The 26,336-nt window shown below is 67.9% G+C and carries 28 protein-coding genes, 1 tRNA gene and 1 pseudogene; 12 read left to right on the plus strand and 18 right to left on the minus strand.

Annotated elements, in window-relative coordinates; all coding sequences use genetic code 11:
- Positions 1 to 3: 3 nt before the first annotated feature.
- Positions 4 to 267, plus strand: coding sequence for a 30S ribosomal protein S18 (gene rpsR, locus ACFUEJ_RS01875; RefSeq protein ID WP_058253006.1), 264 nt, complete (start codon positions 4 to 6; stop codon positions 265 to 267).
- A 335-nt stretch (positions 268 to 602) separates the two neighbouring features.
- Here rpsR and ACFUEJ_RS01880 read toward each other — a convergent pair whose 3' ends face one another.
- From ACFUEJ_RS01880 to ACFUEJ_RS01890, 3 genes are all read right to left on the minus strand, one after another.
- Complete coding sequence (locus ACFUEJ_RS01880) at positions 603 to 1,322, minus strand: type 1 glutamine amidotransferase domain-containing protein (protein WP_311278216.1); 720 nt, start codon at positions 1,320 to 1,322, stop codon at positions 603 to 605.
- Between the two features lie 107 nt (positions 1,323 to 1,429).
- Complete coding sequence (locus ACFUEJ_RS01885; protein WP_137809125.1) at positions 1,430 to 2,278, minus strand: SDR family NAD(P)-dependent oxidoreductase; 849 nt, start codon at positions 2,276 to 2,278, stop codon at positions 1,430 to 1,432.
- Complete coding sequence (locus ACFUEJ_RS01890) at positions 2,268 to 2,519, minus strand: hypothetical protein (RefSeq protein WP_068970751.1); 252 nt, start codon at positions 2,517 to 2,519, stop codon at positions 2,268 to 2,270. The genes ACFUEJ_RS01885 and ACFUEJ_RS01890 overlap by 11 nt, the downstream gene beginning before the upstream one ends.
- A 78-nt stretch (positions 2,520 to 2,597) precedes the next feature.
- Between ACFUEJ_RS01890 and ACFUEJ_RS01895 the strand changes: the two genes are divergently transcribed.
- Positions 2,598 to 4,163: a DHA2 family efflux MFS transporter permease subunit gene (locus ACFUEJ_RS01895; RefSeq protein ID WP_388027236.1), complete on the plus strand. Its 1,566-nt coding sequence runs from the start codon at positions 2,598 to 2,600 to the stop codon at positions 4,161 to 4,163.
- Here the strand turns inward: ACFUEJ_RS01895 and ACFUEJ_RS01900 are convergent.
- Positions 4,136 to 4,570, minus strand: coding sequence for a DUF4190 domain-containing protein (locus ACFUEJ_RS01900; RefSeq protein WP_288815103.1), 435 nt, complete (start codon positions 4,568 to 4,570; stop codon positions 4,136 to 4,138). The genes ACFUEJ_RS01895 and ACFUEJ_RS01900 overlap by 28 nt on opposite strands.
- Positions 4,571 to 5,301: 731 nt before the next feature.
- Entirely contained in the window at positions 5,302 to 5,481 is a 180-nt protein-coding gene (locus ACFUEJ_RS01905) for a hypothetical protein (RefSeq protein ID WP_171011560.1), read from the minus strand.
- A gap of 110 nt (positions 5,482 to 5,591) precedes the next feature.
- Here ACFUEJ_RS01905 and ACFUEJ_RS01910 point away from each other — a divergent pair, with 110 nt between their 5' ends.
- Together ACFUEJ_RS01910 and ACFUEJ_RS01915 are read left to right on the plus strand one after the other, a co-directional pair.
- The gene (locus ACFUEJ_RS01910) at positions 5,592 to 6,113 is read left to right on the plus strand and encodes a peptidylprolyl isomerase (protein WP_058253011.1); all 522 of its coding nucleotides are present in this window, start codon (positions 5,592 to 5,594) and stop codon (positions 6,111 to 6,113) included.
- Between the two features lie 209 nt (positions 6,114 to 6,322).
- The gene (locus tag ACFUEJ_RS01915; RefSeq protein ID WP_078114087.1) at positions 6,323 to 7,036 is read left to right on the plus strand and encodes a rhomboid family intramembrane serine protease; all 714 of its coding nucleotides are present in this window, start codon (positions 6,323 to 6,325) and stop codon (positions 7,034 to 7,036) included.
- Positions 7,037 to 7,049: 13 nt separating this feature from the next.
- On the opposite strand, the gene ACFUEJ_RS01920 is transcribed toward ACFUEJ_RS01915, so the two are convergent.
- Positions 7,050 to 7,553, minus strand: coding sequence for a PH domain-containing protein (locus ACFUEJ_RS01920; RefSeq protein WP_388027240.1), 504 nt, complete (start codon positions 7,551 to 7,553; stop codon positions 7,050 to 7,052).
- A gap of 115 nt (positions 7,554 to 7,668) precedes the next feature.
- Positions 7,669 to 7,959 (minus strand): cell division protein CrgA, encoded by a 291-nt coding sequence (gene crgA / locus ACFUEJ_RS01925; protein ID WP_010843022.1) that lies wholly within the window; start codon positions 7,957 to 7,959, stop codon positions 7,669 to 7,671.
- Between the two features lie 149 nt (positions 7,960 to 8,108).
- On the opposite strand from crgA, the gene ACFUEJ_RS01930 reads away from it, so the two are divergent.
- Entirely contained in the window at positions 8,109 to 8,768 is a 660-nt protein-coding gene (locus ACFUEJ_RS01930) for an aminodeoxychorismate/anthranilate synthase component II (RefSeq protein WP_078114064.1), read from the plus strand.
- A gap of 78 nt (positions 8,769 to 8,846) precedes the next feature.
- Here ACFUEJ_RS01930 and pknB read toward each other — a convergent pair whose 3' ends face one another.
- From pknB to ACFUEJ_RS01965, 7 genes are all read right to left on the minus strand, one after another.
- On the minus strand, positions 8,847 to 10,793 hold the full coding sequence (gene pknB / locus ACFUEJ_RS01935; RefSeq protein ID WP_211540289.1) for a Stk1 family PASTA domain-containing Ser/Thr kinase: 1,947 nt from the start codon (positions 10,791 to 10,793) through the stop codon (positions 8,847 to 8,849).
- A gap of 92 nt (positions 10,794 to 10,885) precedes the next feature.
- Positions 10,886 to 12,253 (minus strand): protein kinase, encoded by a 1,368-nt coding sequence (locus ACFUEJ_RS01940; RefSeq protein WP_226512010.1) that lies wholly within the window; start codon positions 12,251 to 12,253, stop codon positions 10,886 to 10,888.
- On the minus strand, positions 12,250 to 13,749 hold the full coding sequence (locus ACFUEJ_RS01945) for a penicillin-binding protein 2 (RefSeq protein WP_065630651.1): 1,500 nt from the start codon (positions 13,747 to 13,749) through the stop codon (positions 12,250 to 12,252). The genes ACFUEJ_RS01940 and ACFUEJ_RS01945 overlap by 4 nt, the downstream gene beginning before the upstream one ends.
- On the minus strand, positions 13,746 to 15,179 hold the full coding sequence (locus tag ACFUEJ_RS01950; RefSeq protein WP_065630650.1) for an FtsW/RodA/SpoVE family cell cycle protein: 1,434 nt from the start codon (positions 15,177 to 15,179) through the stop codon (positions 13,746 to 13,748). The genes ACFUEJ_RS01945 and ACFUEJ_RS01950 overlap by 4 nt, the downstream gene beginning before the upstream one ends.
- On the minus strand, positions 15,176 to 16,690 hold the full coding sequence (locus ACFUEJ_RS01955) for a PP2C family serine/threonine-protein phosphatase (RefSeq protein WP_226512011.1): 1,515 nt from the start codon (positions 16,688 to 16,690) through the stop codon (positions 15,176 to 15,178). Before ACFUEJ_RS01955 ends, ACFUEJ_RS01950 begins: the two co-directional genes overlap by 4 nt.
- Positions 16,687 to 17,151, minus strand: coding sequence for an FHA domain-containing protein (locus tag ACFUEJ_RS01960; protein WP_058253019.1), 465 nt, complete (start codon positions 17,149 to 17,151; stop codon positions 16,687 to 16,689). Before ACFUEJ_RS01960 ends, ACFUEJ_RS01955 begins: the two co-directional genes overlap by 4 nt.
- Positions 17,152 to 17,373: 222 nt before the next feature.
- The gene (locus ACFUEJ_RS01965) at positions 17,374 to 18,681 is read right to left on the minus strand and encodes a DUF3662 and FHA domain-containing protein (protein WP_388027246.1); all 1,308 of its coding nucleotides are present in this window, start codon (positions 18,679 to 18,681) and stop codon (positions 17,374 to 17,376) included.
- Between the two features lie 277 nt (positions 18,682 to 18,958).
- On the opposite strand from ACFUEJ_RS01965, the gene ACFUEJ_RS01970 reads away from it, so the two are divergent.
- A tRNA-Leu gene (locus tag ACFUEJ_RS01970) sits at positions 18,959 to 19,044 on the plus strand.
- A 162-nt stretch (positions 19,045 to 19,206) separates the two neighbouring features.
- A complete protein-coding gene (locus ACFUEJ_RS01975; RefSeq protein WP_078114069.1) occupies positions 19,207 to 19,641 on the plus strand; it encodes a DUF309 domain-containing protein in 435 nt (144 codons plus the stop codon).
- A gap of 6 nt (positions 19,642 to 19,647) precedes the next feature.
- On the opposite strand, the gene ACFUEJ_RS01980 is transcribed toward ACFUEJ_RS01975, so the two are convergent.
- The 4 genes from ACFUEJ_RS01980 to wrbA form a co-directional block, all read right to left on the minus strand.
- Positions 19,648 to 20,196: a dihydrofolate reductase family protein gene (locus ACFUEJ_RS01980; RefSeq protein WP_388027248.1), complete on the minus strand. Its 549-nt coding sequence runs from the start codon at positions 20,194 to 20,196 to the stop codon at positions 19,648 to 19,650.
- Between the two features lie 80 nt (positions 20,197 to 20,276).
- Positions 20,277 to 20,705 carry a nitroreductase family deazaflavin-dependent oxidoreductase gene (locus tag ACFUEJ_RS01985; RefSeq protein WP_065630635.1) on the minus strand — a complete coding sequence of 143 codons (429 nt, stop codon included), beginning with the start codon at positions 20,703 to 20,705 and terminating at the stop codon, positions 20,277 to 20,279.
- A 450-nt stretch (positions 20,706 to 21,155) separates the two neighbouring features.
- Complete coding sequence (locus ACFUEJ_RS01990; RefSeq protein ID WP_065630688.1) at positions 21,156 to 21,650, minus strand: FBP domain-containing protein; 495 nt, start codon at positions 21,648 to 21,650, stop codon at positions 21,156 to 21,158.
- A gap of 289 nt (positions 21,651 to 21,939) precedes the next feature.
- Positions 21,940 to 22,539, minus strand: coding sequence for an NAD(P)H:quinone oxidoreductase (wrbA, locus tag ACFUEJ_RS01995; protein ID WP_058253059.1), 600 nt, complete (start codon positions 22,537 to 22,539; stop codon positions 21,940 to 21,942).
- Between the two features lie 132 nt (positions 22,540 to 22,671).
- Here wrbA and ACFUEJ_RS02000 point away from each other — a divergent pair.
- The 5 genes and pseudogenes from ACFUEJ_RS02000 (at position 22,672) to ACFUEJ_RS02020 (ending at position 26,065) form a co-directional block, all read left to right on the plus strand.
- Positions 22,672 to 23,425 (plus strand): annotated as a pseudogene (locus ACFUEJ_RS02000) (DUF72 domain-containing protein).
- Between the two features lie 80 nt (positions 23,426 to 23,505).
- A complete protein-coding gene (locus tag ACFUEJ_RS02005; protein ID WP_058253034.1) occupies positions 23,506 to 23,760 on the plus strand; it encodes a DUF2510 domain-containing protein in 255 nt (84 codons plus the stop codon).
- Positions 23,761 to 23,817: 57 nt separating this feature from the next.
- A complete protein-coding gene (locus ACFUEJ_RS02010) occupies positions 23,818 to 24,312 on the plus strand; it encodes an Rrf2 family transcriptional regulator (RefSeq protein ID WP_058253035.1) in 495 nt (164 codons plus the stop codon).
- 140 nt (positions 24,313 to 24,452) lie between these two features.
- On the plus strand, positions 24,453 to 25,634 hold the full coding sequence (locus ACFUEJ_RS02015; protein WP_058253036.1) for a globin domain-containing protein: 1,182 nt from the start codon (positions 24,453 to 24,455) through the stop codon (positions 25,632 to 25,634).
- Positions 25,631 to 26,065, plus strand: coding sequence for a hypothetical protein (locus ACFUEJ_RS02020; RefSeq protein WP_065630633.1), 435 nt, complete (start codon positions 25,631 to 25,633; stop codon positions 26,063 to 26,065). Before ACFUEJ_RS02015 ends, ACFUEJ_RS02020 begins: the two co-directional genes overlap by 4 nt.
- The last annotated feature ends 271 nt before the right edge of the window (positions 26,066 to 26,336 follow it).

Genomic DNA, 26,336 nt, shown 5'->3' on the forward strand with positions numbered 1-26,336 from the left:
GTGATGGCCAACAGAAGACAACGTCAGCGCGAGGAAGTGCCGGCGAAGCGCAAACGGAACCTGCTCATCGCACAGGGTGTGCGGGTCGACGGGCGGAATCCCGTGGACTACAAGGATGTCGCGTTGCTACGGCAGTTCTTGTCCGACAAGGGCCGAATCCGCAGCCGACGCCTCACGGGGCTGAGCCCGCAGGAGCAGCGCCAGGTCGCCACCGCGATCCGTAACGCGCGTGAGATGGCGTTGCTGCCGTACGACTCTCGGCACTGAGTACTGCTCTGAGGAGCGAGCGTGCGAGCCCACCCCTCCGCTCCCTGAGGAGCGAGCTTGCGAGCCCACCCCTCCGCTCCCTGAGGAGCGAGCGTGCGAGCGTCACGAAGGGTCCTGGTGAGACGCGGGGCAGACCCTTCGTGACGCGCCCTCCGCAAGCTCCGGGCGCTCCTCAGGGAGCGGAGGGTGGCCGTGCCCTCCGCAAGCTCCGGGCGCTCCTCAGGGAGCGGAGGGTGGCCGTGCCCTCCGCAGGCTCCGGGCGCTCCTCAGGGAGCAGGGGGTGGCCGTGCCCTCCGCAGGCTCCGGGCGCTCCTCGGGGAGCGGGGGTGCAGGTGCTACTTGGAACCCTGCGGCACGTTCTCGAGGCGATCCAACAGGGTGCGTGCCAAGGATTCCGACGACGCGGGATTCTGGCCGGTCAGCAGGTTGCCGTCGGTCTCGATGTGGACCGTCCACGGTTCGGCGAGGGTGACCTTGAACCCCGCCTGGGTGAGCCGATCCTGGAGGAGCCAGGGAGCCTTGTCGGCGAGCCCGGCCTGTTCCTCCTCGGCGTTGCTGAAGCCGGTCACCGTGCGGCCGGCGAACGCGTTGACGCCGTCGGAGTTGTTCGCCGCCAACAGGATCGCCGGACCGTGACAGACGATTCCGAGCGGCAGTTGCGCCTCGTCGGCCGCTATCAGCAGAGCTCCCGCGTCCGCGTCGACGGCCAGGTCCTCCATGGGTCCGTGGCCGCCCGGGACGAACACGGCGTCGTAGTCGGCGATGCGAACGTCGGTGAGCGCGATCGGCTTCTGTAGCTCCGGAGCGGTCTCCACGACGTGGCGGATCTCCGCGGCGCGCTCAGGTGTGCCGATGCTCTCGACCGAGAGGCTCGTCTCGTCGACGGGTGGTTTCGCGCCGTTCGGAGTGGCTACGGTCACCTTGTAGCCGGCTGCGCGGAACACTTCCAGCGGCGCGACGGCCTCCTCGGCCCAGAACCCGGTCTTGTGGCTCGAGCCGTCATTCAGCGTCCAGCTGCCGGCGCCGGTCATGATGAAGAGGATGTTGCGTGTCATCTGAACCTCCTGTGTCCAGGTAGACGGTGTCGGTCTCCGACCGCCAACGTAGAGAACAACCGCGGTCTCGGCCACGGCCCAGGTCAGGGCGGGGGAGACGGGTCAGGTCACGTCAAACCGGTGAGTTCCGCCGATCGCTGCCACAACCCGTCGATCAGCTTCTGGTCATGGGCCTGACGGTTCTCCCGACCATTGGCCTTGTGGCGATCGAAGTACACGCCGTTGACCGTCGGGTCGGCGCCGCGCTCGGCCAGGGCGATGAGCGGGGCGGCTCCCTGCTCGGGGGTGATGGTCACCAGGCGCGTCAGCGGAGACCGGTAGGCGAGCCCGACGAAGCGCGAGTCGCGGCCGAAGCTCGTCGCCGCCGGTCCGGGATGCACTGCGGCGGAATAGATCTTGTCACCGGTCCAGCGCTGCGCGATCCCGCGTGTGAACAGGATGTTCATCAGCTTGGCCGTACCGTAGGGCCGCATCGCGAGGGTCCGGCGCTTCTCGAAATCCAGGTCGTCGAGGTCGACCTTCCCGAAGAGGTTGCCGACGCTGGACGTGTTCAGGACGAGCGATTGCGGGGCCGCGGCCAGTCGATCCCGCAGGAGGTGGGTCAGCAGGAACGGCGCGAGGTGGTTGATCTGGAAGTTCGGTTCGTGTCCGTCGGAAGTCCGCTGCGACGCGTCGAACGTCCCGCCCGCGTTGTTCATCAGGACGTCGATGGTCCCGACGGCGGAATTGATCTCGGCGGCTAGATCCCGCACCTCCGAGAGCGCGGAGAAGTCGGCGGTGAACTGCCGCGCACCGGTCTCGGCGGCGATCGGCGCCAGCTTCTTCGCCGAGCGTCCGACGAGGACGAGGTCGGTGTCGGGTCCGGCCAGGGAACGCGCGGCGATCGCGCCGATCCCGTCGCTGGCGCCGGTGAGGACGATGGTGCGTTTCTGTCCGGAGGGGGTGTCACTGGCCATCGGTCGTGCCCTCCGATCCGCCGACCGCGTGACCCTCGTCAGTGTGGTCGGCCGGTGGCTGCGCGCCGTCGTAAGACGCCTTGTCTTCCCGGATTCGGTCGGTTTCGCCGATCTCCGTGTCCCCTGCGGTGGGCAGTGCCGAGGCCGGCCCGCCATTCTCGTCGGGGTCGCTCCGCATGTCGGGGTCGGCCTTCACTTCGTCGTCGGTCGTGGTCCATGTGGGCTTCTCGTTGTCCGGCATCTCTCCACCTTGCCCCAAGACGCGGGATTTCACACCGCCCTTGACTTCAACTGAACTTGAGGTTGTGTGCTCGTCGTCGTGACCACACTCGACCCGGCGAGCCGGCGCATCGGCCTCATCCTCGTCGTCCCGACCCTCATGGTGATGCTCGACGTGACGGTCGTGACCGTCGCGCTCCCGCAACTGACCGCCGAATTCGACGCGCCGCTGTCCAGCGTGCAGTGGGTGACCACCGCGTATGCACTGGCCCTTGTCGCGGTCATGCCGCTGTCGGCCTACGCCAGCAACCGCTTCGGCGGCCGACGGGTCTACTGCGCCGCCCTCCTGGTCTTCGTTCTCGGTTCGCTCCTCACCGCCCTGTCCTGGAACATCGGCAGCCTCATCGTCTTTCGTGCACTCCAGGGGCTCGGTGGTGGGATGCTGCAACCCGTCGGCATGGCCATTGCGCTGCAGGCCGTGCCGGAGGCGCTGCGCGGTCGGATGATGGCCATCCTGGGACTGCCCACCCTCGTCGGTCCCGTGCTCGGTCCGGTGCTGGGCGGCGTACTCGTCGACCACGGCAGCTGGCGTGTCGTCTTCGCGGTGAACGTGCCCCTCGGCCTGATCGCGGCGGCCCTGGCGTGGCGGTTCTTCCCCCGAACCGCCACGCGCGGCATGCCGCGAATCGACCTGCGAGCCGTGGCGGCGCTGTCACCGGGCGGGGCGTTCCTGGTTCTCGGCCTGTCCCGCGCCGGGGACACCGGGTCGCTGCTCGCGGCATCGATACTTGTCCCGGTCGGTATCGGACTGGTCTTGCTGGGATACGTCGTCCGACGATCGCTGCGCAGCCGCACGCCCGTCCTGGATCTCCGGTTGCTGGCGCACGCGCGTCTGCGCGGTGGCGTCGTGGTGATGATCTTCTTCGCCGGAGCGTACTTCGGATCGATGACGATCCTGCCCATCTACGTCCAGTCGGTCCGGTCCGATTCGGCCACGACCGCCGGCATGCTGTTCGTCCTCCCCGCGCTCCTGAGCGGCATCACTCTCCAGATCGCCACGCGGGTCGCCGATTCCGTGGACCCGCGACGGGTTGCGATGTGCGGCATCGTGCTGTCGACGACGGCGATGATTCTGATGGCCACGCTGCTCGACGAGTCGACCCCTTACCCGGCCGTCGTCGCGATCCTCGCTCTCATGGGGATCGGTGTCGGCGCGACGATGCTGCCCACCATGACGGCCGCCACCCGCGACCTCGAGGGCGCAGACACCCCGGGCGGCACGACCATCCTCACGACCTCGAACCAGTTCGCCGTCGCGCTGGCGTCGGCCGCGATCACGGCCATCATTGCGGCCCTGATGAATTCGCGCAGTACGGCGGTCGACGGTCGGGGAGTGGCGGGTGCGATGTCACTGAGTCCCGCCGAACGCATCGACGCTGCGCCCGAGTTGGCCTCGGCGATCGCCGACACGTACCTCCTCACGGCCGGTCTCCTCGTGTGTGCCCTCCTCGCGGCCGTGTTCGTGATGCCGGCGCGGGGGACCCTTCGAGACGCTCGCAAGCTCGCTCCTCAGGGAGCAGGGGTGACGTGTTCGCTCCTCAGGGGCCGGATGGGCGGCTCGCCGCTTGTGAGTCCGGCTCAGGCGATGAACAGAATCCACCCGTAGACGAGCAGCCCGAAGACGAAGACCCCGGCGTAGGCCCAGCCGACCCAGATGGCGGCGGTGGCGAAGGGGAGACCCACCTCGCGACGCTGCCGGATCTGGGTGCGCGCACGGTATCCGAGGACCAGTCCCACGATGAAGGTGATCCCGAGGATCGACAACGCCAGGGCCCACAACGCCATCCGATTGACGCGCGGACCGGCACCGGACTGGGGAGCCACGCTGTCCTCCGAACTTTTGGCGGGTTCGACTGCTGAGTAGGCCTGGGTCGCCGGGGAGGCAGGGCCCGAGGTCTCGGTGTCCGGGCGGTCGGCGACAGCGGGTGTGCCGGCCGCGGCGGGACCGTCCACGACGCGCGTGTCGGGAGACGGATCGCCGGACAGACCGACTGCCAGCCCGCCCGCACCCACCACCTGTGTCGCGTGATCGTCCCGGTCGGAATCCCGACCGGCGGAGTCGGGTCGTCCGCCCGGGGCTGCACCCGGCCGGGGCCCGGCGAAGGGTGGACGGGAGCCATCTGTGGGCCTATTGCCTTGTGGCGGAGCGCCTTTCGCGAACGGCACTCCTCCCGGGCCCGGGCGTTGACCGGGTGGGGGTCGGCGTCCGGGCGGACCGGATGGCATCGGCGGTCGCGGACCCGGGCCGGACGAATTGCCGCCTGGGCGCTGCACGGTGGGGTTGGCGCCCGCCACCGGCCCGGCCGGCACGGGCCCGGGGCCGCTCGGCCGCGGACGCGGCGCACCGGGCGGGTGCGGTCCCCCGGAGGGACCAGACGTCCCGAACGAGTCACCGCGCGGCGGGGCCGGTCGCCGGCCCGGCGGGGGCCCGGGTCTGGTGGGTGGTCGACCCCCCGGCGGCGGCGTGAAGCCACCGCGGGGCGCCGGCCGGCCGTCGGAACGGTCGGGAGCGTCGGCTCCCTGCGACGAGGTCGGCGAGCCCGCAGGTCGTGCGGGGGACCGTTCCCACGGCGCCGGGTTGCTCGTCGGTGCGGAGCTCTCGGGCGCCGACCAGGACTCGCGGGTCCGGTCGTCTGCGCCGCCGGACCCCGGCGGCGGGTTCGGGGAGCGCTCGTCGTCTGAGGTCACGAGACCAAATTACCCGTGCGTGGCGAGCGGCCCGGTGTCGCGTCGGCCGCGGCGGGTCACGAAGCCTGCGTCTCGGTGCTCTCGGCGAGCGCCTCGCGGACCTCCTCGATCCGCGGGACGGTCGGGGACACCGGGGCCACCACGCGTCGGGCGCGACGCAGCGAGCCGACGACGACGGCGGCGGTGACGGACGCGGCGACCACACCCAGCGCGGTCAAGAGGTAGTTCTTGGACATGGGCTCAAGAGTGCCAGCCGGTGTGCGCCGCTGCCACCCCGCCCGGTGCATCTGCGCACCTCGGGGCCGTGTTCCGACCAGCGGATCCGGGTGAGTGGTTGGATGGAGGGATGACTACACCGAAAAGCTCCGCAGTCATCCACACCAATCGCGGCGACATCAAGGTCGACCTGTTCCCGAACCACGCACCCAAGACGGTGGAGAACTTCGTCGGGCTGGCCGACGGCAGCAAGGAGTACAGCAAGCCCAACGCGTCCGGCGGCAACTCCGGCCCGTTCTTCGACGGCTCGGTCTTCCACCGCGTCATTTCCGGCTTCATGATCCAGGGCGGCGACCCGACCGGAACCGGCATGGGCGGCCCCGGCTACCAGTTCGGCGACGAGTTCCACCCGGAGCTGCAGTTCGACCGTCCGTACCTGCTCGCGATGGCCAACGCCGGCCCGGGTACCAACGGCTCGCAGTTCTTCATCACCGTCGGCCCGACCCCGCACCTCAACCGTCGCCACACCATCTTCGGTGAGGTCACCGATCCGGCTTCGCAGCAGGTCGTCGACGCGATCGCCACGACGTCGACCGACCGCAGCGACCGTCCGCTCGACGAGGTCGTCATCGAGAAGATCGAGGTCAACTGACCTCTCCGGAACACACCGCCCCGCAGCGGGCGGTGTGTTACCGGCATCCCGACCGTCCCACCGGCCTGTCCTGCAGCCGGTGCGGACGGCCGGCGTGTCCCGAGTGCCTGCGTCCGGCATCGGTCGGCCAGCACTGTCTCGAATGCCTCCGCAACGACGGAGTGCAACGGTCGCCGTCGCTCGGCGGCCCACGCCGCGGTGTCCCCGTGATGGCGCGCACCCGCACGGCCCCGACGCAGCCCTACGCCACGTACGCGCTCATGGCGGTCAACCTGCTGATCTTCGCGCTGTGCGTTCTCCAGGCCGGAGTGGGCGATCCAGGCGGTGCGGCGATCTTCGCCGCCGGCGACCTCCTCAAGAGCGACGTCGCAGCCGGTGAGTACTGGCGTCTCCTCACCGCGGGCTTCCTGCATTTCAGCGTCATGCACGTGGCCGTCAACATGCTGTCGCTCTACATCCTCGGCCGCGATCTCGAACTCGCCCTCGGCATCGGCCGATACCTGGCCGTCTACCTGATCGCACTGCTCGGCGGCAGCGCTGCCGTCATGCTCTTCGAGGACGACCGCGCCCTGACCGCCGGAGCCTCCGGAGCCATCTACGGACTCATGGGCGCGATGCTCGTGATCATCCTCAAGGCCCGCGTGTCCCCGGTCCCGGTTCTGCTCATCATCGGCTTCAACGTGGTGCTGTCGTTCTCCCTGCCCGGCATCTCGGTCCTCGGACATCTCGGCGGGCTCGCCTTCGGAGCGGCCGCCACCGCGGCCGTCGTGTACCTCCCCGACGCTGTGCTGCCCGCGGGTCGTCGGACTCCCCAGGCCGCGAGTCGTGTCGGCTGGATCGCGCTCGCCGCACTGTTCGTCGTGGCGCTGGGGCTCGGCATCGGCGCGGGCGTCGCGTACGACGGGCTCGTCTACATTCGCTGAGCTGCGGCGCGACCTATCCCTCGTCGACGACGAAGCCGGCGTCGCGCAGCGCGTCGACCACGGTCGGCAGGTCGGTCCCGAGGTCCCAGCGGCTGAAGACCACGAGTCGGGTGTCGTCGCGAGGGCCGACGCCGCGGTCGTGCGCGGTCGTGCCGGCTGCGTCGTCGTCGAGAACGTCGATCTCCAGCTGTCCGATTCGCCGGCCGACCCGACGGATCGACAGCGTCCGAATCCTCTCGATGCGTTCCGGGGGGTACGTCCGTTGGCCTCGCAAGGTCCCGAGGACCAGAGCGGGGGTCAGCCCCGATGTGATGGCCAGTCGGGGACGCACCAGCAGGGTGTAGGCGCCGAGCACGAGAAGAAGAATCCCGGCGACGCCCATCAGGACCATGCCGGCCGGATCGGCAGCGGCGACGACCGCCGCCACCACCAACGCGACGCCGCCGAGGCAGCCGGCCAGACCGGCGCCGACGGGGGTTGCCCACGCATGTGTGTAAGAGACCTCAGAGTTATCCACAGGAGTTACTCACAATGGGGATGACTTACACACATGTGATTTCCACAGTGTGGATAACTTACACGCGTGTGTTTCAGCAGCTCAGCGCATTCGACACGCGAACGACCGTCGGCTTCTACCGCCAACGCATCGTCATCAACAGGCCCGCCACCATCAGCGAGAAACCGATCAGGAAGTTCCACGAGTTGAGCTCGGCCATCCAGTGCAGGACCTGGCCCTCGCCGCCGTACGCGGTGGGCGTGGCGGCCAGGTAGTAGACGACGAGCCAGGCGAGACCCAGCACCATCAGGCCGAGCATGACGCCTACATAGATGGTGCTCGAAGGGCCGGCCTTGACCTTGACCGGCGTCCGGCTGGCCGGGTTGATGGTGTAATCGGTCTTCTTCCGGACTTTTGACTTCGGCATGACTTCCTCCGTTGTGCGGCACCGCCGGGGCGGTCGTACGCGGGCGGGAGAAGGTGAGCTCGTCCCCGCCACTGGCAAACACTCGAGATCTACGGTATCTCACCAGGTCGCCGACGCCGACCACCCGCTTCGGCGGTAGCCTTTCTCGCGTGAGTCGCATTCTGGTGGTCGACAACTACGACAGCTTCGTCTACAACCTGGTCCAGTACTTGGGCCAGCTGGGCGTCGAGGCCGTCGTGTGGCGCAACGACGACCCGCAACTCTCCCCGGCCGATCCCGACCATCTGCGCGAGGCCGTTGCCGGATTCGACGGCGTCCTGCTCAGCCCCGGTCCCGGCACGCCGCAGCGGGCCGGCGCGACGATGCCGATGGTCCGTGTCGCCGCCGAACGGGAACTGCCGCTGCTGGGTGTGTGCCTGGGACACCAGGCGATCGGTGCGGCGTTCGGCGGCACCGTCGACCGCGCACCGGAACTCCTGCACGGCAAGACCTCACTGGTCTTCCACGACGACGCGGGCGTGCTCGAAGGACTGCCGGATCCGTTCACCGCCACGCGCTATCACTCGCTGACGGTGCTCCCCGAGACGATCCCTGATGAACTCGTCGTCACCGGACGCACCGAGTCGGGCATCGTGATGGCGATGGCCCACCGTGAACTACCCATCCACGGCGTGCAGTTCCACCCGGAGAGCGTCCTGACCCAGGGCGGTCACCGGATGCTCGCCAACTGGCTCAAGACATGTGGGATCGAGATCGACGAGACCCGCGTGGCCGCCCTCGAAGCCGAGATGGCGACCGCGGTCGGCTGACTTCGGTGGCGAGGTCACCGAAGTGGTTTCGACTCGGTTCCTCGCTCCGCTCGGTGCCGGCTCAACCAGCAGAGACGATCAGTTGGGCAGCAGGCTCGCCTGGCCGACGATGATCGTGATCGAACCGCTCTTGCGGGCCTGGGACCCGGGATTCGGCTCCTGGCCGACGACGCGACCGTCGTCGGGGCTGCCGAGCGGCACGTTGCGGGTCTGCCGCGTCAGCGTCGACCGCTCCCAGCCGGCCCGCTCGAGATCGGCCTGGGCCTCGGCGGGCGTCTTGCCCCGGAGATTCGGGACGGTGAAGAGGTTGCCCCGCGACACGCTGATCTGCACGGTGCTGCCCTGCTCGGTGGTCGACCCGGGACCCGGTGAGGTGCTGATGACCTCTCCGGCCGGACGCTCGGAGTCGGCCGCGACCACGACGACCATCATCCCGAGCTCTTCCAGCACGGCTCGTGCCTGACTCTCGGACATGCCGACGACATCGCGGACCGTCACCTCGCGCGGGCCGTTGCCGACGTTGACGACGACCGCACCGTTGACCGGGACCTCGGCGCCGACGGCCGGTGCCGTCGAGACCACCTTGTCCTTCATCTCGGTCGTCGAGTCCACGCGGTCGGTTCGCACGTTGGTGAACCCGAGCACCTTGAGCTGATCCAACGCCTCGGCCGGCGTCTTGCCCACGAGATCCGACGGCAATCGAACACGCTGAGGACCCGTCGAGACATAGAGCGCGACCTCGGAGCCCTCGGCCGCCATCACGCCCTCACCCGGGGTCGACCGTGTGGCGAGACCGACACCGACGTCGAGGCTCGGTTCCTCCAGCACGCGGACCTCGAAGCCGGCCCGTTCCAGCGAGGCCTGCGCGTCGTCGGAGCTGAGTCCGGAGACCGCCGGCACCGACACCTGCGGCGCCGACCCCGAACGCCACGGTGACCACAGGAGCAGACCACCGACGAGCACCACGACGGCGAGCAGCGCGCCGGCCATGAGGAGCCGTGAGCGGCGTCGGGGTGTCTCCTCGGTGTCCTCGTCGCGCCGGTGGTTTCCGCCGTTGCCGTTCGAGGTGCGGCCCGCGATCGGCCGACGCGGACCGGTCGTCTCCGTCCGGGTGGGCCGGCGCGGTCCGGTGTCGATGAACTCGGTGCGTTCCTCGTCCGAGAGCAGCATCGGTGCCGACGGTTTGCCACCGGCGAGCACCCGGATCAGATCGGCGCGCAGGTCGGCCGCTGATTGATACCGGTTGTCCTTGTTCTTGCTCATCGCCTTGAGGACGACGGAATCGAGTTCGCGCGGGATCTCCGGCCGGACGTGCGACGGCCACGGGGGATCCTCGTGCACGTGCTGGTGTGCGACCGCCACCGGCGAGTCCCCGGTGAACGGCGGCTCGCCGGTGAGCAGCTCGAAGAGCACGCACCCCATCGAGTAGATGTCGCTGCGCGGGTCGACCTTGATGCCACGGGCCTGTTCGGGCGACAGGTACTGCGCCGTACCCATGACCGCGGACGTCTGGGTCATCGTCGACGTCGAGTCGCTCATCGCGCGGGCGATGCCGAAGTCCATGACCTTGACGGCGCCGGACTTGTCGATCATCACGTTCGCCGGCTTCATGTCTCGGTGGACGATCCCGTTGCGGTGCGAGAAGTCCATCGCCGCGGCGACATCGGCCATCCACGTCATCGCCTGTCGCGGCGAGATCGGGCCGTTGGCGCGCAACACATCTCGCAGGGTGTCACCGTCGACGTACTCCATCACGATGAACGGCAACGGGCCGTCCTCGGTTTCGGCCTCGCCGGTGTCGAAGACCTGCACGATCGTGGGGTGGTTCAGCTTCGCCGCGTTCTGGGCCTCGCGGCGGAACCGGAGATAGAACGACGGGTCACGGGCGAGGTCGGCACGCAGCACCTTCACCGCGACGTCGCGGTGCAGCAACAGGTCGCGCGCATAGTGCACCTCGGACATGCCACCGAAACCCAGCGTTTCGCCGAGTTCGTAGCGGTCGGAGAGGTGGTGTGGTGTCGACATCGGCCTCGGTGGTTCGCCCCTCAGGATCTGTGGTCAGAACGGGTCATTCGGAAACTATCGGCTCAAACGCATGGCTCGTACACACAGCACCATCAGCACAGCGGTGAGAACGGTACGCCGGGGAAACACGGGGTGCCGGTGGCGGCACCGGGGTCCGGCGGCGGCTCGGAGGTGTCGGTCTGCTGACGCGGCGTGGTCGTCTCCGTCGTCGTTTCTTCGCTGGACGTCTCTTCGCTGGTGGTCGTACGGGTCGTGCGTCGAGTCGTGGTCGGCTCGTCGGGCTCCTCCGTCGGTTCCACCGCGGTCGTGGTCTCGACGACCGTCGTCGACGGCGGCGGTGGTGTCGCCGCGTCCCCGTTCCCGCTGTTCACCAGATAGAACCCGATGAGCCCGATGGCACCGACGAGAAGGGCGGCCGCGATGCCGGCCAGGACCTTCTGACCGGTGGTCCAGCTGTTGTCCGGCGGTGGTGGCGCCACCGCGGTCCGCGACGTCGGCCGAGGGGTCACCGGCCGCGAGGCCGCACCCGTCGGGGTGGCCCCACGAGCGACTGCGGCGCCGAGCGCGGCGGCTCCCGCTGCGCCTGCCGCGGCACCGGCGATCGCGCCCGGTCGCGGCGGACGCCGCCCGGCACGCACGGCGGCGACCGCGTCGGCGAACTCACCACCGTTGGCGTAACGCTGCCGCGGCTCCTTGGCCATCGTGATCTCGATGAGCTCGCGGACCCCGGACGGCAGGTTCGTCGGCAGGGGTGGCGGTGCCTCCCGGATGTGCTTCATCGCGACGGTGATCGCACCGTCGCCGAGGAATGGACGACGCCCGGTGAGGGCCTCGTAGCCGACGACGCCGAGCGAGTAGACGTCCGACGCCGCGGTCGCCTCGTCGCCGGTGGCCTGCTCCGGGGAGATGTATTGCGCGGTACCCATGACCATCCCGGTCTTGGTGACCGGGGCGGAGTCGACGGCCTTGGCGATGCCGAAGTCGGTGATCTTCACCTGGCCCACCGGGGTGATCAGGATGTTGCCGGGTTTGACGTCGCGGTGGACGAGTCCCTGGCTGTGCGCGGCCTGCAGGGCGCGGCCGGTCTGCTCGAGCATGTCGAGGGTGTTGGTCAGCGACAACCGCCCGAGGCGGGAGATCACCGAGTTCAGGGGCTCACCGTCGACGAGTTCCATCACCAGGTACGCGAGCGGGTCGCCGCCGTTGTAATCCGGGGTCTCGCCGTAGTCGAAGACGTTCGCGATCCCGGGGTTGTTCAGCTTCGCGGTGGTCTGGGCCTCCGCGCGGAACCGCGCGATGAACTCCGGATCGCTGGTGTACTCGGCCTTGAGGACCTTCACCGCGACGCGACGATTCAGGCGCGTGTCGAGCGCCTCCCACACCTGGCCCATGCCGCCCGTGGCGATCAGGCGGATGAGTCGATACCGGTCGCCGATGGTGGTGCCGTTCTGCAGGCTCATCGACTGCCACCTCCCACCAGTGAGTTGATCACTTCTCGTCCGATCGGCGCCGCGACGGTCCCTCCGACCGAGTCCGCGCCGAATTGTCCATTCTCCACCACGACGGCCACCGCGATCTGTGCGTTCGACGACGGTCCGAAGGCGATGTACCACGAGAACGGGGTGTCCGTGCTCGATCCGCTCTCCGCCGTACCGGTCTTCGACGCGATCGACACCGGGCCGCCTGCGCCGGCCGTCGACCGCTCCGACTCGATCATCATCGACGTCAGCTCGGCGGCCTGCTCGGGCGTGATCGGCTTGTTGGCCGTCGTCGGCGGTGTGGTCTGCAGGGTCCGCAGGTCCGCGGCCTGCAACTTGTCGACCAGGTACGGCTGCATGCGCACACCTCCGTTGGCCACCGTCGCGGCGATCATCGCGTTCTGTAGCGGGGTGAGCCGGACGTCACGCTGGCCGATGGACGCCTGTGCGAGGACGTCGAGGGACGGGATCTGCCCGACCGTCGAGTCGACGACGGGCATCGGGATGTCCGGGCCGGGCTGGTCGAGGCCGAACAGGCTCGCGGTCTCGGTGAACTTGGGGATCGCGTCGGACATCTTCTCGGTCACCAGTTCGGCGAAGGCGGTGTTGCACGAGTACTTGAACGCCGTCTCGAGCGACACGGTTCCGCCCGACGACCCGGGGCAGGTCTCGCCGCCGTAGTTCGGGAGGGAGACGTCGGTGCCCGGCAACGGGAAGGTCGGAGCTGCGGTGAGGCGGATGCCCGGGGTGATGTTGTCGCGCAGGGCCGCGGCCGAGGTGACGACCTTGAAGGTCGAGCCGGGCGGGTAGAGCTGGCTGATCGCGCGGTTGAGCATCGGCTGCGCGGTGTCGCCGGGCCGGTTCCACGCCTCCCAGCTGCTCTCGCGGACCTCCTGGTCGTGGCTCGCGAGCCGGTTGGGGTCATAGCTCGGCGTCGAGACCATCGCCAGGATCTTGCCGGTGTTCGGCTGCAGCGCCACGACGGCCCCGCGGCACGGACCGTCGCACGGCCCGTTGAGCATGGCCTGGTACGCGGCCTGCTGCACCTTGGGGTTGATCGTCGTGACGACGTTGCCGCCGCGCGGGTCGCGCCCGGAGAACATGTCCATGAACCGCTGACCGAAGAGCCGGTCGTCGGAGCCGTTGAGAATGCTGTTCTCGTAGTGCTCGATCTGGCTCGCGAGGTACTGGAACGAGTAGAAACCGGTGACCGGGGCGAACGCCTCGGCGCCCTCCCGCGGGTACTGGCGCAGGAACTTCAGGCGGCTCTCGATCGGCACCGACAACGCGATCACCGTGCCGTCGGCGGTCGTGATCAGGCCGCGCTGCCGGGAGTACTCGTCGAGCAGCACCCGATTGTTGCGGGGGTCGGTCTTGAGGGCGTCGGCCTTGAACACCTGCACGTAGGTGGCGTTGGCGAGCAGGGCGATGATCATCACGATCACCGCCATCGACACATTGCGGATCGGCTTGTTCATCGACGCTTCACCACCTGCGTCGGCAGTGCCTCGACGGGCTTGGCCGCGGGACGCTTCTTCCCGGGATCGGGTTCCCGCGCGGCGTTCGAGATCCGGATGAGCAACGCGACCAGGATGTAGTTGGCCAGCAGCGACGATCCGCCGTAGGACAGGAACGGCGTCGTGAGACCCGTCAGCGGGATCAACTTGGTGACGCCGCCGACGACGACGAAGATCTGCATCGCGATGGTGAACGCCAGACCGGTCGCCAGGAGTTTGCCGAAGCTGTCGCGGACGGCGATGCCGGTCCGCAGACCGCGGTGGATGAAGATCATGTACAGCAGCAGAATCGCGGTGAGGCCGGCCAGGCCGAGTTCCTCGCCGATGGTCGAGATGATGAAGTCGGTGTTGGCGAACGGCACGATGTTGGGCCGGCCCGAACCGAGTCCGGTGCCGAACAGTCCGCCCGTGGCCAGACCGAACAGGCTCTGCCCGATCTGGTAGCCCGAGCCGTCGAAGTCCTCGAAGGGGTTCAGCCACACCGAGACCCGGGTCTGCAGGTGCGAGAAGATCGACCACGCGAAGACCGCGCCGATCGCGAAGAGCCCGATGCCCAGCACCAGCCATTCGACGCGCGAGGTGGCCACGTAGAGCATCGTCAGGATGGTCGCGAAGATCAGCAGCGACGTACCCAGGTCTTTCTGGACCACCATGACGGCGATGGCGATGGCCCAGGCAGCCAGCAGCGGACCGAGGTCACGGGCGCGCGGGAGGTCGACACCGAGCACGTGCGGACCGGCGGTGATGAACAGATCACGCTTGGAGACCAGCACCGCGGCCGCGAAGATGATGATCAGGATCTTGGAGAACTCACTGGGCTGGATCGAGAAGAACGGCGTGATGATCCAGTTCTTCGACCCGTTGATCTCCGAGAACGCGCTGGGCAGGATCGCCGGGATGATCAAGAAGACCAGTCCGCCGAGGCCGAGCGTGTAGGCGTACCGCGAGAGTGTCCGGTGGTCGCGGATCAGGATGAGCACCGCGGAGAACGCCACGATGCCCAGCACTGCCCACAGCAACTGCTGATCGGCGTTGCGGGTCGCCTCGGTGGCATTCACCGACTCCCCGGTGTTGCCCGTGCCGAGGTCGAGACGATGGATCAGGACCAGGCCGAGACCGTTCAGGACGGCCACGACGGGCAGCATGATCGGATCGGCGTGGGGTGCGTAGCGGCGAACCACCAGATGGGCGACCCCGAACAGTGCGGTGTACGCGGCGACGTACTTGAGGATGTCCCAGGTCAGGTTCTGGCCCTGGGCGGCTTGGACGATGAGCAGCGCCACCGTCACCAGGCCGATGGCGAATCCCAGGAGCAGCAGTTCGGCGTTGCGGCCGGTGCTCGTGGCGGGTTGGCGTGGCGGGGCGTGCGGGGCGGGCGCGGCTTGAGTCATCTCACCTGCTGCCGGCAGCTCGTGACGGCGTCCTGGTCAGGTGCGGGCGTGTCGGCCGGCCCGGCGTTGCCGGTGGACGGTGCCACCGATTCGGTGGCGCCCTGCTGCGGGATGCCCGGTGCCGGCGCCGCGGTGGCGCGGGGTGCCGGGGCGGACGGATCGGTGCTCGGCGTCGACTCCGACGGTGCCGGTGCCGGGGGAGTCGGCGCGGGGGAGGGCGACGAGGGTGCGTTGTCGCAGCGGAAGGTGAGCTCGTCGGTGACGACGCCTTGGATCTGTTCTTCGCTCTTGTTCCGGATCATCACGTTCTTGACCGACTGGGCAGGTCCCGACACCAGGTCATCGACGTTGAGCGGGAACTCGCATGAGGCGTCGTAGGAGATGAACGTGTAGCTCGGTTCCGCCTGGTCGAGATCTTCGACGCAGACGCGCTGCACCGGGTTGCTCATCGACAGGAAGAAGACCTTCTCCGGTGAACCCTGGTAGATGAGCACATCGCCGGTGTCGTCGGCGGCCACGTAGTAGTTGCTGCGCACGATGGCGCGGACGACGAAGATTCCGACGACGAGCGCGACGATCACGGCCAGCGCGACTCCGGCGACGATCCAGCGGCGGTACTTGCTCTTATGCTTGGCGGGGGGCTCGTCCTCGGTCAGCACCGTCGGGCGCTGCGGTTCGGCAGGCGGCGGGCGCAGTGCCGCGGCGCGTCCCGCGGCGGTGGCGGGATCGGGGGTGTAGATCTCCTCGTTGGCGCCGGCCGCCCCGCCGACGATCGGTCGCGAGTCGCCGTACTGGGTGTCGACGACGTCGGCGAGGACGACGGTCACGTTGTCGGGGCCGCCCCCGCGCAGTGCGAGCTCGATGAGGCGGTCCGCACACTCCTTGGGGTCAGCGATGGAGCCGAGGGTCTCGGCGATGGTGTCCTCGGTCACGACGTCCGACAGGCCGTCGCTGCAGAGCATGTACCGGTCACCCGCGCGCGCTTCCCGCATGGTGAGGGTCGGCTCGACCTCGGTGCCGGTCAGCGCGCGCATGATCAGCGAACGCTGCGGGTGGGTGTGTGCCTGTTCGGCGGTGATCCGACCTTCGTCGACGAGGGTCTGGACGAACGTGTCGTCGCGGGTGATCTGGGTCAGGGCACCGTCGCGATACATGTAGCCGCGAGAATCGCCGATGTGGCACAACCCGATTCGGCTACCGGCGAAGAGGATCGCGGTGAGCGTGGTGCCCATGCCGTCGAGTTCGGGTGACTCCTGCACCTGCGCGGCGATCGCCTCGTTGCCGGCGCGGGTGGCGCTGTCGAGCTGGGTGAGCAGGTCGCCGCCGGGCTCGTCGTCGTCGAGCGTGCTCAGCGCGCGGATGACCAGTTGGCTGGCGACTTCGCCGGCCGCGTGGCCGCCCATGCCGTCGGCGAGTGCGAGCAGGCGCGGACCCGCGTAGAAGGAGTCCTCGTTGTTGGACCGAACGAGACCGCGGTCGCTGCGCGCGATGTAGCGCAACACAAGTGTCACGGGCGCAACTCGATCACGGTCTTGCCGATGCGGATCGGCGTGTTCAGCGGCACCTTGACCGCGGTTGTCACCTTGGAACGGTCGAGGTAGGTGCCGTTGGTGGAGCCGAGGTCTTCGACGTACCAGTCGTCGCCGCGTCGCGAGAGCCGCGCGTGCCGCTCGGAGGCGTAGTCGTCGGTGAGCACGAGCGTCGAGTCGTCCGCGCGTCCGAGCAGGACCGGCTGCTGGCCGAGGCTGATCCGAGTGTTCGCCAGTGCACCGTGGGTCACCACGAGGTAGCGGGCCGCGCCGCGGACGCCACCACCGCGGCGTCGTTTCTCCGAGCCGCCCGAGTACCGGGGCATACGCAGACCGCCGGCCGACGCGATGTCGGCGCGCAGGGTGCGGATCACGGCGAAGACGAACAACCAGAGCAACAACAGGAACCCGATGCGGGTCAGTTGCAGCACCAAGCCCTGCATGTCGTGTTCACCTCCAGCGCGTTCCGTCTCGGTCGGGTCGTACCCGCGGCAGCAGTCGTCGGACCGCCGATCGAAAGGAGCGGACCCGACTGCATCTTATGGGCAGATCCGCCGAACCCGGTCATTCGGATATGACAGTTCAGTATCAACCGGCCGGAGTGGTCTCTGGCCGGTGTCGACTGCCGCGCGCCCGCGGTGGGCGTGCGCTCGGCGTATGCGGGTCTACTGGAACCGAACGGTGATGTCGGAGTGTCCGACGCGGATGCGGTCGCCGTCGGCGAGTTCCCAGGTGTTCACCTGGAGATCGTTGACGGTGGTGCCGTTGGTCGAGTTGAGATCGGTGAGCATGGCGGTCGCGCCGTCCCAGCGGATCTCCACGTGCCGGCGCGAAACGCCGGTGTCGGGAAGACGGAACTGTGCGTCCTGTCCGCGGCCGATCACATTGGATCCCTCGTGCAGCTGGAAGGTGCGGTTGCTGCCGTCCTCGAGCAGCAGCGTGATCGACGACGGGGCGTACCCCGCTGCCGGCCGGCCCGCGCCGTAACCCTGGTCGTACCCGCCCTGGTAGTCGTACCCGGCGGGCTGCTGACCGTACGCCTGCTGGCCGTAGCCCTGCTGCTCATAGCCCTGCTGCCCGTAACCCTGGTCGTAGGCGGGCTGTTGTCCGTAGCCCTGGTCGTATCCCTGCTGGCCGTAGCCGGGCTGCTGGCCATAACCCTGGTCGTAGCCGGGTTGTTGGCCGTAGCCCTGCTGGTCGTATCCCTGCTGTCCGTAGCCGGGCTGCTGGCCATACGCCTGCTGGTCGTAGCCCTGCTGGCTGTAACCCTGCTGTCCGTAGCCGGGCTGTTGGCCGTAACCCTGGTCGTACCCTTGCTGGCCGTAGCCCTGCTGGTCGTATCCCTGGTCGTAGCCGGGCTGCTGACCGTACTGGTCGTAGCCCTGTTGGCCGTAACCCTGGTCGCCCTGCTGTCCCGATCCCTGGCCGTACTGGTCGTACGCGGGTTCGGCGCCCCTGCGCTGGTCGTATCCGGGGTTCTGAGTCATCTTGGGGGCTCCTTGGTCGGGGGCGTTGGGAATAGGAGGTACAGGGGCCGGGCGTCCGGCCGGCGGGCCGGGGACCGGCTGCTCCGAACGAGCGGCCACCGGGCGGGGCCGCGCGTCCGGGTTGACCGTGCCGCGTGCGCGGAAGATCCCCGTGTGCAAGGACGGCGATTGCTCGAACTCTACGACGACCTTGCCGTAGGTCTGCCACCCGTTGTCCTTGATGAAGTTTTCCAAATGCTTCGAGAAAGTCTTGCGGTTCAGCTCGTATTCCGCAGCGATGTGCTGATGATCGGTGGGACTGAACAACAAGGTGTAGCTGTTGGCCGCAAGGACCGTACCGTCACCGAGGTTCTCGAGCGACTCCTCGGCTTCCCGTTGCAGCCCGTTCTCGATCTCCTGCGGGGCCACCTGACCACCGAAGACACGGGCAAAACCGTCGTCAACTGCACCTTCGAGCTTGCGTTCTAGTCGTTGCAGGATCCCCACCGAGACCTCCTTCCGCGGCAATAGAGCGTGTCGCCGTGCATCTGGCCTTGTTTGATGATAGCGACATCAACGGCCAACTGTGCCACCAAGGCCACTGGTGCACCGTCTGCAACACCCGCCTCAGTGGTGTGTATTCGACGTCCGACGTAACCCGACGTACTGCTCAAATGCAACGTCGGAGATCGAGTTTTGTTTCGGTGGCGGCGTGCTGCTATCGTCGTCCAGTCGCCGGACGCACCCAGTTCGACGACATGCCCACCGGAACATCGGTGGCCACGGGCGAGTGGCGGAATGGCAGACGCGCTGGCTTCAGGTGCCAGTGTCCTTCGGGACGTGGGGGTTCAAGTCCCCCTTCGCCCACCACGAGCGAAGACAAGGTCAGGTTGCAGACGGCAACCTGACCTTTTTCGTTTCCGGACCCGACGGATGGGTACCGTCCTGCTGTCGCTCGTACCGCTCCCCGGTCGGAGGGCAGAGACTCCGACGGACGATACGGTTCGCAACCATTCGGTCAGGAGGTGCGCAGTGTTCGAGAACCGCGACCGCGACCCCGACGGTCGCGCCCGTCAGGCCCGGCCGCGCGACGAGCTGGGGCGGCCGCTGCCGTACGGCGAGCGGGGCGTCGAACCCGTGTCCGAGGAGCCGTTGCCGCCCGACGAGACGATCGCGCTCGCGTGCCAACTGCTCGACGACGGGCGGCCGTTCTCCGCGCACGAGGTGTTCGAGACCCGCTGGAAGTCGTGTCCGCCGGAAGAGCGTCCGCTGTGGCAGGGGTTGGCCCAGCTCTGCGTCGGACTGACGCACCATCGTCGCGGCAATGCCGTCGGCGCCCGCCGACTTTACGACCGGGCGGCTGCGCGGCTGGAGGAGTACGAGCAGTCTCACGGACTGACGTACGGGATGGATCTCGCGGCGATCCGCGACCGTGCGTTCGCGGAGATCAACTCCGAGCCGGCCTGAACAGGGTCACACCGTTCGGTAACGCAGCAGCGAGACGCCCAGCTCGAAACTCTTGGTGTCGACGAGCCGCAGCGTCGGGATCTCCAGGCCGTCCGGGAACAGACGCCTTCCCGACCCCTGGACGGTCGGGTAGACGAACAACCGGTATTCGTCGACGAGACCGGCTCCGATCAGCGTGTGGCAGAGACTGATGCTGCCGGTCACGACGATGTCCTTGCCGTCGGCGTTCTTCAGTGCGGTCACCTCGTCGATGACATCGCCGGACAGCACCGTCGAGTTCTGCCACTCCGGGTCGGTCATCGTGCTCGACACCACGTACTTGTCCACGGTGTTGAGATAGTCGGTGATCCCGGTGGCGTCGTCGGTCTGGTGCGGCCAGAAGCCGCGGAAGTCCTCGAAGGTCTGCCGGCCGACGAGCAGCGCATCGGCCTCGGCGTCCTGCCGGTGGGACTCGGTCATGAGGTCCGGCGCCTCGACGGTCGGGTCGAACCAGTTGGTCAACATCTCGATCGAACCGTCGAGCGTCATGTTCTGGGTGATCGCCAGCGTGCGCATGCTTCTCCCCGGGGGTCGTTGACGTTGTCTCCCAGATACCGACCGGCGGGCCGGTCGATAGTCATCGGAACGGCACGCTGTTAGCGCGGCGTCAGCTCGACGATGGCGAGTGGGCGCGTCGTCTTCTTCTGATAGCCGGCGTAGCGACCCTTGTTGACTTCATCGACGAGAACGAAGCGCCGGGCGTAGTCCGGGTCATCGGGGTAGGTCGCCCGCGCGGTGACCTGAATCCGACGACGACCCACCTGGACTTCGACGTTGGGGTGCGCCTTGAGGTTGGCGAGCCACCCCGGTGGTCGCGGCGATCCGCCGTTCGACGCGACCACCAGGTAGGCCTCGCCGTCGCGCGCATAGGTGAGCGCATTGCACCTGGCCTCCCCGGTGCGGCGGCCGATTGTGCGCAGCAGCAGCGTGGGATTGCCCATCAGCAGCCGGTGGCCGACGAGTCCGCCGGAATGCTCGTAGAGCCATTGGTGGGTCTGCAGCGCTCGGATGAACAGCGACGTCATGGGTCCACTATCGCCGCTCTGACCGTCGGCCGAAAGCTCAGCGGACACCCGGTCCCACCCCCACGCTCCCTCTAGTCGACAAACACGCAGGCCCGCTGGCCCGTTCTGCTCCCTGATCCGAAAGAGCCGCGGAACCACTGTCCCGCTCTGCTCCCTGAGGAGCGCCCGGAGCTTGCGGAGGGCGCGTCACGAAGGGTCTGCCACGCATCTCACCAAGACCCTTCGTGACGCTCGCAAGCTCGCTCCTCAGGGAGCAGGGGATACGCTCGCAAGCTCGCTCCTCAGGGTGCGGGGGTCCGCTCGCAAGCTCGCTCCTCAGGGTGCGGGGGTCCGCTCGCAAGCTCGCTCCTCAGGGCGCGGGGGATCCGCTCGCAAGCTCGCTGCTCAGGGGCGGGATGACACGGCTCCGTAAACTTCGGCGGCTCTCAGCTCGGGGAGCAGTGGCGCGCGTCAGCTGTCGCCGCTCGCCACCCGCGCTGCGAAGCCGGAGAGGTGGCTCCGCAATGCCTGAATGCGTTGTTGCCGAACGGTTTCGGGGTCGTCTGTGGAGAAGATGGCCGACGGCTTAGCGCGGACGTTCGCCGAACACTCGAAGTTCGAGCAGATCAACGTCCCGACCGTGTTGCCCTTGCGTCCCGCGGCGCCGGCGAGTTTCGCACTGAAGAAGGCGACCTCGTTGGGCAGGTGCACGTCCTCGCAGAACGAGCACAGGGGCCGGGTTCGCGGCTGGCGGCCACCGAGACGGAGCATGATGCCCACGACGTCGTCGTCGGTCGGGATGACCACGTATCCGACCATCGGTAGTTTCGGGTCGCGCCAGCCGACGAAATCGATTCGCTCCCAGTCGAAGTCGTCGAAGTCGGGTGGAAGGGTCACGCTCTTGCGTTCGCGCAGCGAGGCGTTGACGAACGACGAACGGATCTGGGTTTCGGTCAAGGAATGCATGAGTGGATACACCTCAGGTGTCGGAGGAGGAAAAAGAGTGCACGATTCGACCGGCGCGGTCCACAACTGCGGGGACGCGCGCCGATCGGAGCGGGTTAATCAACCGTCGGCGCGCACGACGCCGACGACCTCCTCACGCCCGGAGGGCGACACACTGACAGACACGAGGACCGATGGTGAACCGCCGAACCTTCGCTGTCAACTCGATTACGGCGACCGCGCGCTCACAAGATCCGTCCCCGCCCGAACCAAACGGCTGAGCGGGAACGGATCTCGTGAGCGACGACTATCAGGCAGCGAGGAGGCCCGCGATCCGCACCACCCGCTGCGCCATGTGTTCGAGCGCGGCCTTCGTCGCGTCGTCGAGCTCGTTCTTGTTCTCCGGACCCGTGACATGGGAGACGCCGTACGGGTTGCCGTCGGCGAACTTCAGTCCGTCCGTGTACCCGGGCGGGACGAGGATGCCGCCGAAGTGCATCAGCGATGTGTAGAGAGCGGTGAGGGTAGTCTCTTGCCCGCCGTGGGCGGTGTTGCTGGAGGTGTAGGCGGCGTAGGCCTTGTCGGCGAGCTTGCCCTCGGCCCACAGTCCCCCGAGAGAGTCGATGTATGTCTGGAACGGCGAAGCCGTGCTGCCGAACCGCGTCGGGCTCCCGAAGATGACGCCGTCTGCCCAGACGATGTCGTCGCCGGTCGCGGCGGGTAGGTCCTTGGTGGCCTCGTAGTTGGCCGACCAGGCCGGGTTCTCGGCGAACGTCTGCGGGTCCCGGGTTTCGGCAATGTGGCGGACTCGGACCTCGGCACCGGCGGATTCAGCGGCATCCGACAGCACCTGTGCCATCGCAGTGCCGTGTCCGGTGGCCGAGTAGTAGATGATCGCCAGCTTGGTCATGTGTACTCCCGTCTCGGTGATTGGCATGTGCCACCGACGGGTACCCACGAGCCGTGAGTCGACACCCACGCGCATACCGGGTACTCGTCGTGGACGGGATTCGTAGCCCCGTCCCGAACGGATAGTTGCGCGATGCTGTTCATCGGCACCTCCGGCTGGCAGTACCGGGACTGGCGCGGTGCCTTCTATCCCGAGAAGCTCCCGCAACGGTTGTGGTTGGACTACTACGCGCAGCGGTTCCCGACCGCCGAGGTCAACAACACCTTCTACCGGTTGCCCGAGCGGAAGGCGTTCGAGCGCTGGGCCGAGACGGTCCCCGCCGACTTCCGGATGGCCGCGAAGATGAGTCGCTATCTGGGGCACATCAAACGGCTCAACGAGCCGGCCGAACCGGTCCAGCGGTTCCTCGATCGGTCGGCCGGGCTCGACGGCCGGCTGGGACCGGTGCTCCTCGGAGTTGCCGCCCACTCTCCGCGCCATCCCCGACGCCCTCGACGAGACGCTCGCGAGGTTTCCGACGTCGGTGCAGGTCGCCGTCGAACCCCGGCGCGAGTCCTGGTGGTGCGACGAGACAAGGACGGTCCTCGAGCGGCACAACGCGGCGCTGTGCTGGGCCGACCGGAAGAACCGAATCCTCAACCCTCTTTGGCGCACAGCCGATTTCGGATACCTGCGCCTTCACGACGGGACGTCTCGACGACCGATGAGCTAGGGAACCCGGGCGATCGACAGTTGGTTACGCCGTCTGTCGGAGTCCTTCGACGATTCGTGTGACGTCTACGTCTACTTCAACAACGACCCGGGATGCGCCGCGATCGACAACGCCGCCATCATGATCCGCCGCGCGCGACGCATGGGCACGACGGTGAAGACCGTCGGAGACTGACCCCATTGGCGGTCCGTCATTCGACGGAATCGGAGCGTCGGCCCGGTGGCGCCGCCCGCCGGTCTCGGTACGGTACGTGCATGTCGATCATCCTGATGCTCGCCGTCCTGCTCGTGCTGCTGGCGGTTCTCGGTGCCGGGATCGTCGGCATCGTCGTACTGGTGTCCCGTAAGTCGAAGAACTCGGCTGTCGACGCCGGACGGAATGGGATGGGTGGCTGGTACCCGGACCCGCAGTATCCGGACGTGGACCGGTACCACGACGGCCACGCCTGGACCGCTCACACGCGGCCCGCGTCGGCGCAGACTAGTAGCCGGCCGGCTCACCTCGCGTGACCGGCGTCACCTCATTTAATTGGCATCTCAGGTGCCAATTTGTGTTCTACTTACGACATGCAACTGACGCGCTTCACCGACATCGGCCTCCGGGTCGTGATGCGGCTGGCCGTCTCGGGTCAACATGACTCTGTTGCAACAGCTCTTACCACCAAGGATCTCGCCCGCGAACTCGCCGTCCCATACACACACGTCGCCAAGGTCGTCGGAAGGCTGTCGGAACTCGGCGTCGTACACGCTCGGCGCGGTCGAACCGGCGGGCTGACGATCACCGAACTCGGCCGCGATGCCCGCGTCGGGTGGCTCGCCCGTTCGCTCGAAGGTGACGGCGAGGTCGTGGAATGCGAAGGCGCACAACCCTGCCCGTTGCGCCACGCCTGCCGGCTCCGGGGGTCCCTCGCCCGAGCGGTCGCCGCATTCTATGAGAGTCTCGACTCCGAGACGGTCGCCGATCTCGCCCGCGAGCCGACGACCGCGGTGTTGCTGTCGCTGTCGTCCCGGCCGCCGCGGGACGGACCGGTATCCGAAGCTGCCGCACCCACAGCGACCTGACGCTGTAACCGCCTGCTGCGGTGGTGGTTTCGACAAGCTCAACCAGCGGGGGCGGCGCTCAACCAGCGGGGGCGGCGCTCGACCCGTCACACATTCTTCCTGCGCACCAACCCGATGAGCAGATGAACAAAGGAGTTCTCATGCTGTCTGACACCCAACGCGCGACGATCGCCGCCACGCTTCCCGCCGTCGAAGGGTCGCTTGCGGAGATCACCCCGCGCTTCTATCGCGGACTGTTCGCCGCGCATCCCGATCTGCTCGACAATCTCTTCAACCGCACGCACCAGAAGTCGGGTGATCAGCCGCAGGCCCTTGCCGGTTCGATAGCCGCGTTCGCTCGTCTCCAGCTCGAGCCCGACGTCCGTCGCCAGCGTTTCATCCTCGACCGCATCGCACACAAGCATGCCTCACTCGGGGTCACAGCCGATCAGTATGCCGTTGTGCACGAGCATCTTTTCGCTGCGATCGTCGAAGTGCTCGGCGCTGCGGTCACTCCCGACGTCGCGGATGCCTGGGATCAGCTGTACTGGGACATGGCCGACCTGCTCATCGCATCGGAAGCCGAACTGTATGCCGCCGCCGACGTCGGTCCCGGGCAGGTCTGGCGTGAGGTCCGGGTCACCGACCGCGTGCAGGTCTCTCCCGACACGATCGCGCTGACCGTCGATGCAGTCGACGGTGATCTGCCGAGATTCCGACCTGGACAATACATATCCCTGCAGGTCCCCCTGGCCGACGGCGCCCGGCAGATCCGCCAGTACAGCCTCACGGGCTCGCCGGCGGAGTCGCGATGGCGGTTCAGTGTCAAACTCGCCGGCGAGGTGTCGGCGCATTTGCACGAGCACGTCTTCGAAGGTGACCTCCTCGATGTCAGCACGCCCTTCGGTGACCTGGTGCTGCCCGACGACGACGCTCCGCTCCTGCTCGCTTCGGCCGGGATCGGCTGCACACCTGTGATCGGGCTGCTCACCGCCCTGTCGGAGAAGCGCGACACCCGGCCGGTGACCGTCCTCCACGCCGACCGTTCGCGGGATCGTCAGCCGCACCGCGGCATGCTGGCTGCGCTGGTCGACTCGCTCCCGTCGGGCCGGCTGATCCAGTGGTACGAGAGCGCCTCGCCGCACGTCGTCTCGGACGCGATCCGCATCGGACAGATGACCCTCGACAACCTCGACGTCGAGAGGGATGCTCACATCATGCTCTGCGGTCCCACCGGATTCCTGTCGTCGATGCGTGAGGCCTTCGTCGGTCGCGACGTCGACGAGAGCCGGATTCACTACGAGACATTCGGACCGGAACTGCTCCGGACCGGCGCCCGATGAGCACCGCGGGCGCGGTGGTGACCGCGCTGACCTTCTTGTGGCTCGGAATGGTGTTCGCCATCTCGTTCATCGAGGCGCCGCTCAAGTTCCGTGCCCCCGGGGTGACTCTGCCCATCGGTCTCGGCATCGGCCGGTTGGTGTTCCGGGCGCTGAATGCGGCTGAGATCGTCTGGGCGGTCGGCATTCTGATCGCGGTTGTGTGGGGCTCGTGGTCCGGCGCTGCCGTGCCGATCACCGCCGGTGTGGCGATTGCCGCGCTCGCCGTTCAGTTGGTGGCCGTCCGACCGGCACTGACCAAGCGGTCCGACGCAGTGCTCGCCGGACACGACGGACCTCGAAGTCACGCCCACCTCGTCTACGTCGGCTTCGAGGTCCTGAAGGTCGTCGCGCTCGTCTGGCTTGGTACCGCCGTGCTGATCGGTGCTGGCTGATCCCTCCCCAATCCGGAAGAACGACATGACCATTGATCCCTGAGGTGCGAGGAGCGCAAGCGACCCACCCCCTGCTCCCTGAGGTGCGAGGAGCGATAGCGACGAGCCTCGAAGGGTTTGGCGACGCACCTCACCAGGACCCTTCGTGACGGCCTCCGCAAGCTCCGGCCTCCTCAGGGAGCAGGGGGGTGGCGCCTCCGCAAGCTCCGGCCTCCTCAGGGAGCAGGGGGGTGGCGCCTCCGCAAGCTCCGGCCTCCTCAGGGAGCAGGGG

Source organism: Gordonia sp. NPDC057258, from assembly GCF_042668985.1.
GTDB classification, from domain to species: domain Bacteria; phylum Actinomycetota; class Actinomycetes; order Mycobacteriales; family Mycobacteriaceae; genus Gordonia; species Gordonia hongkongensis.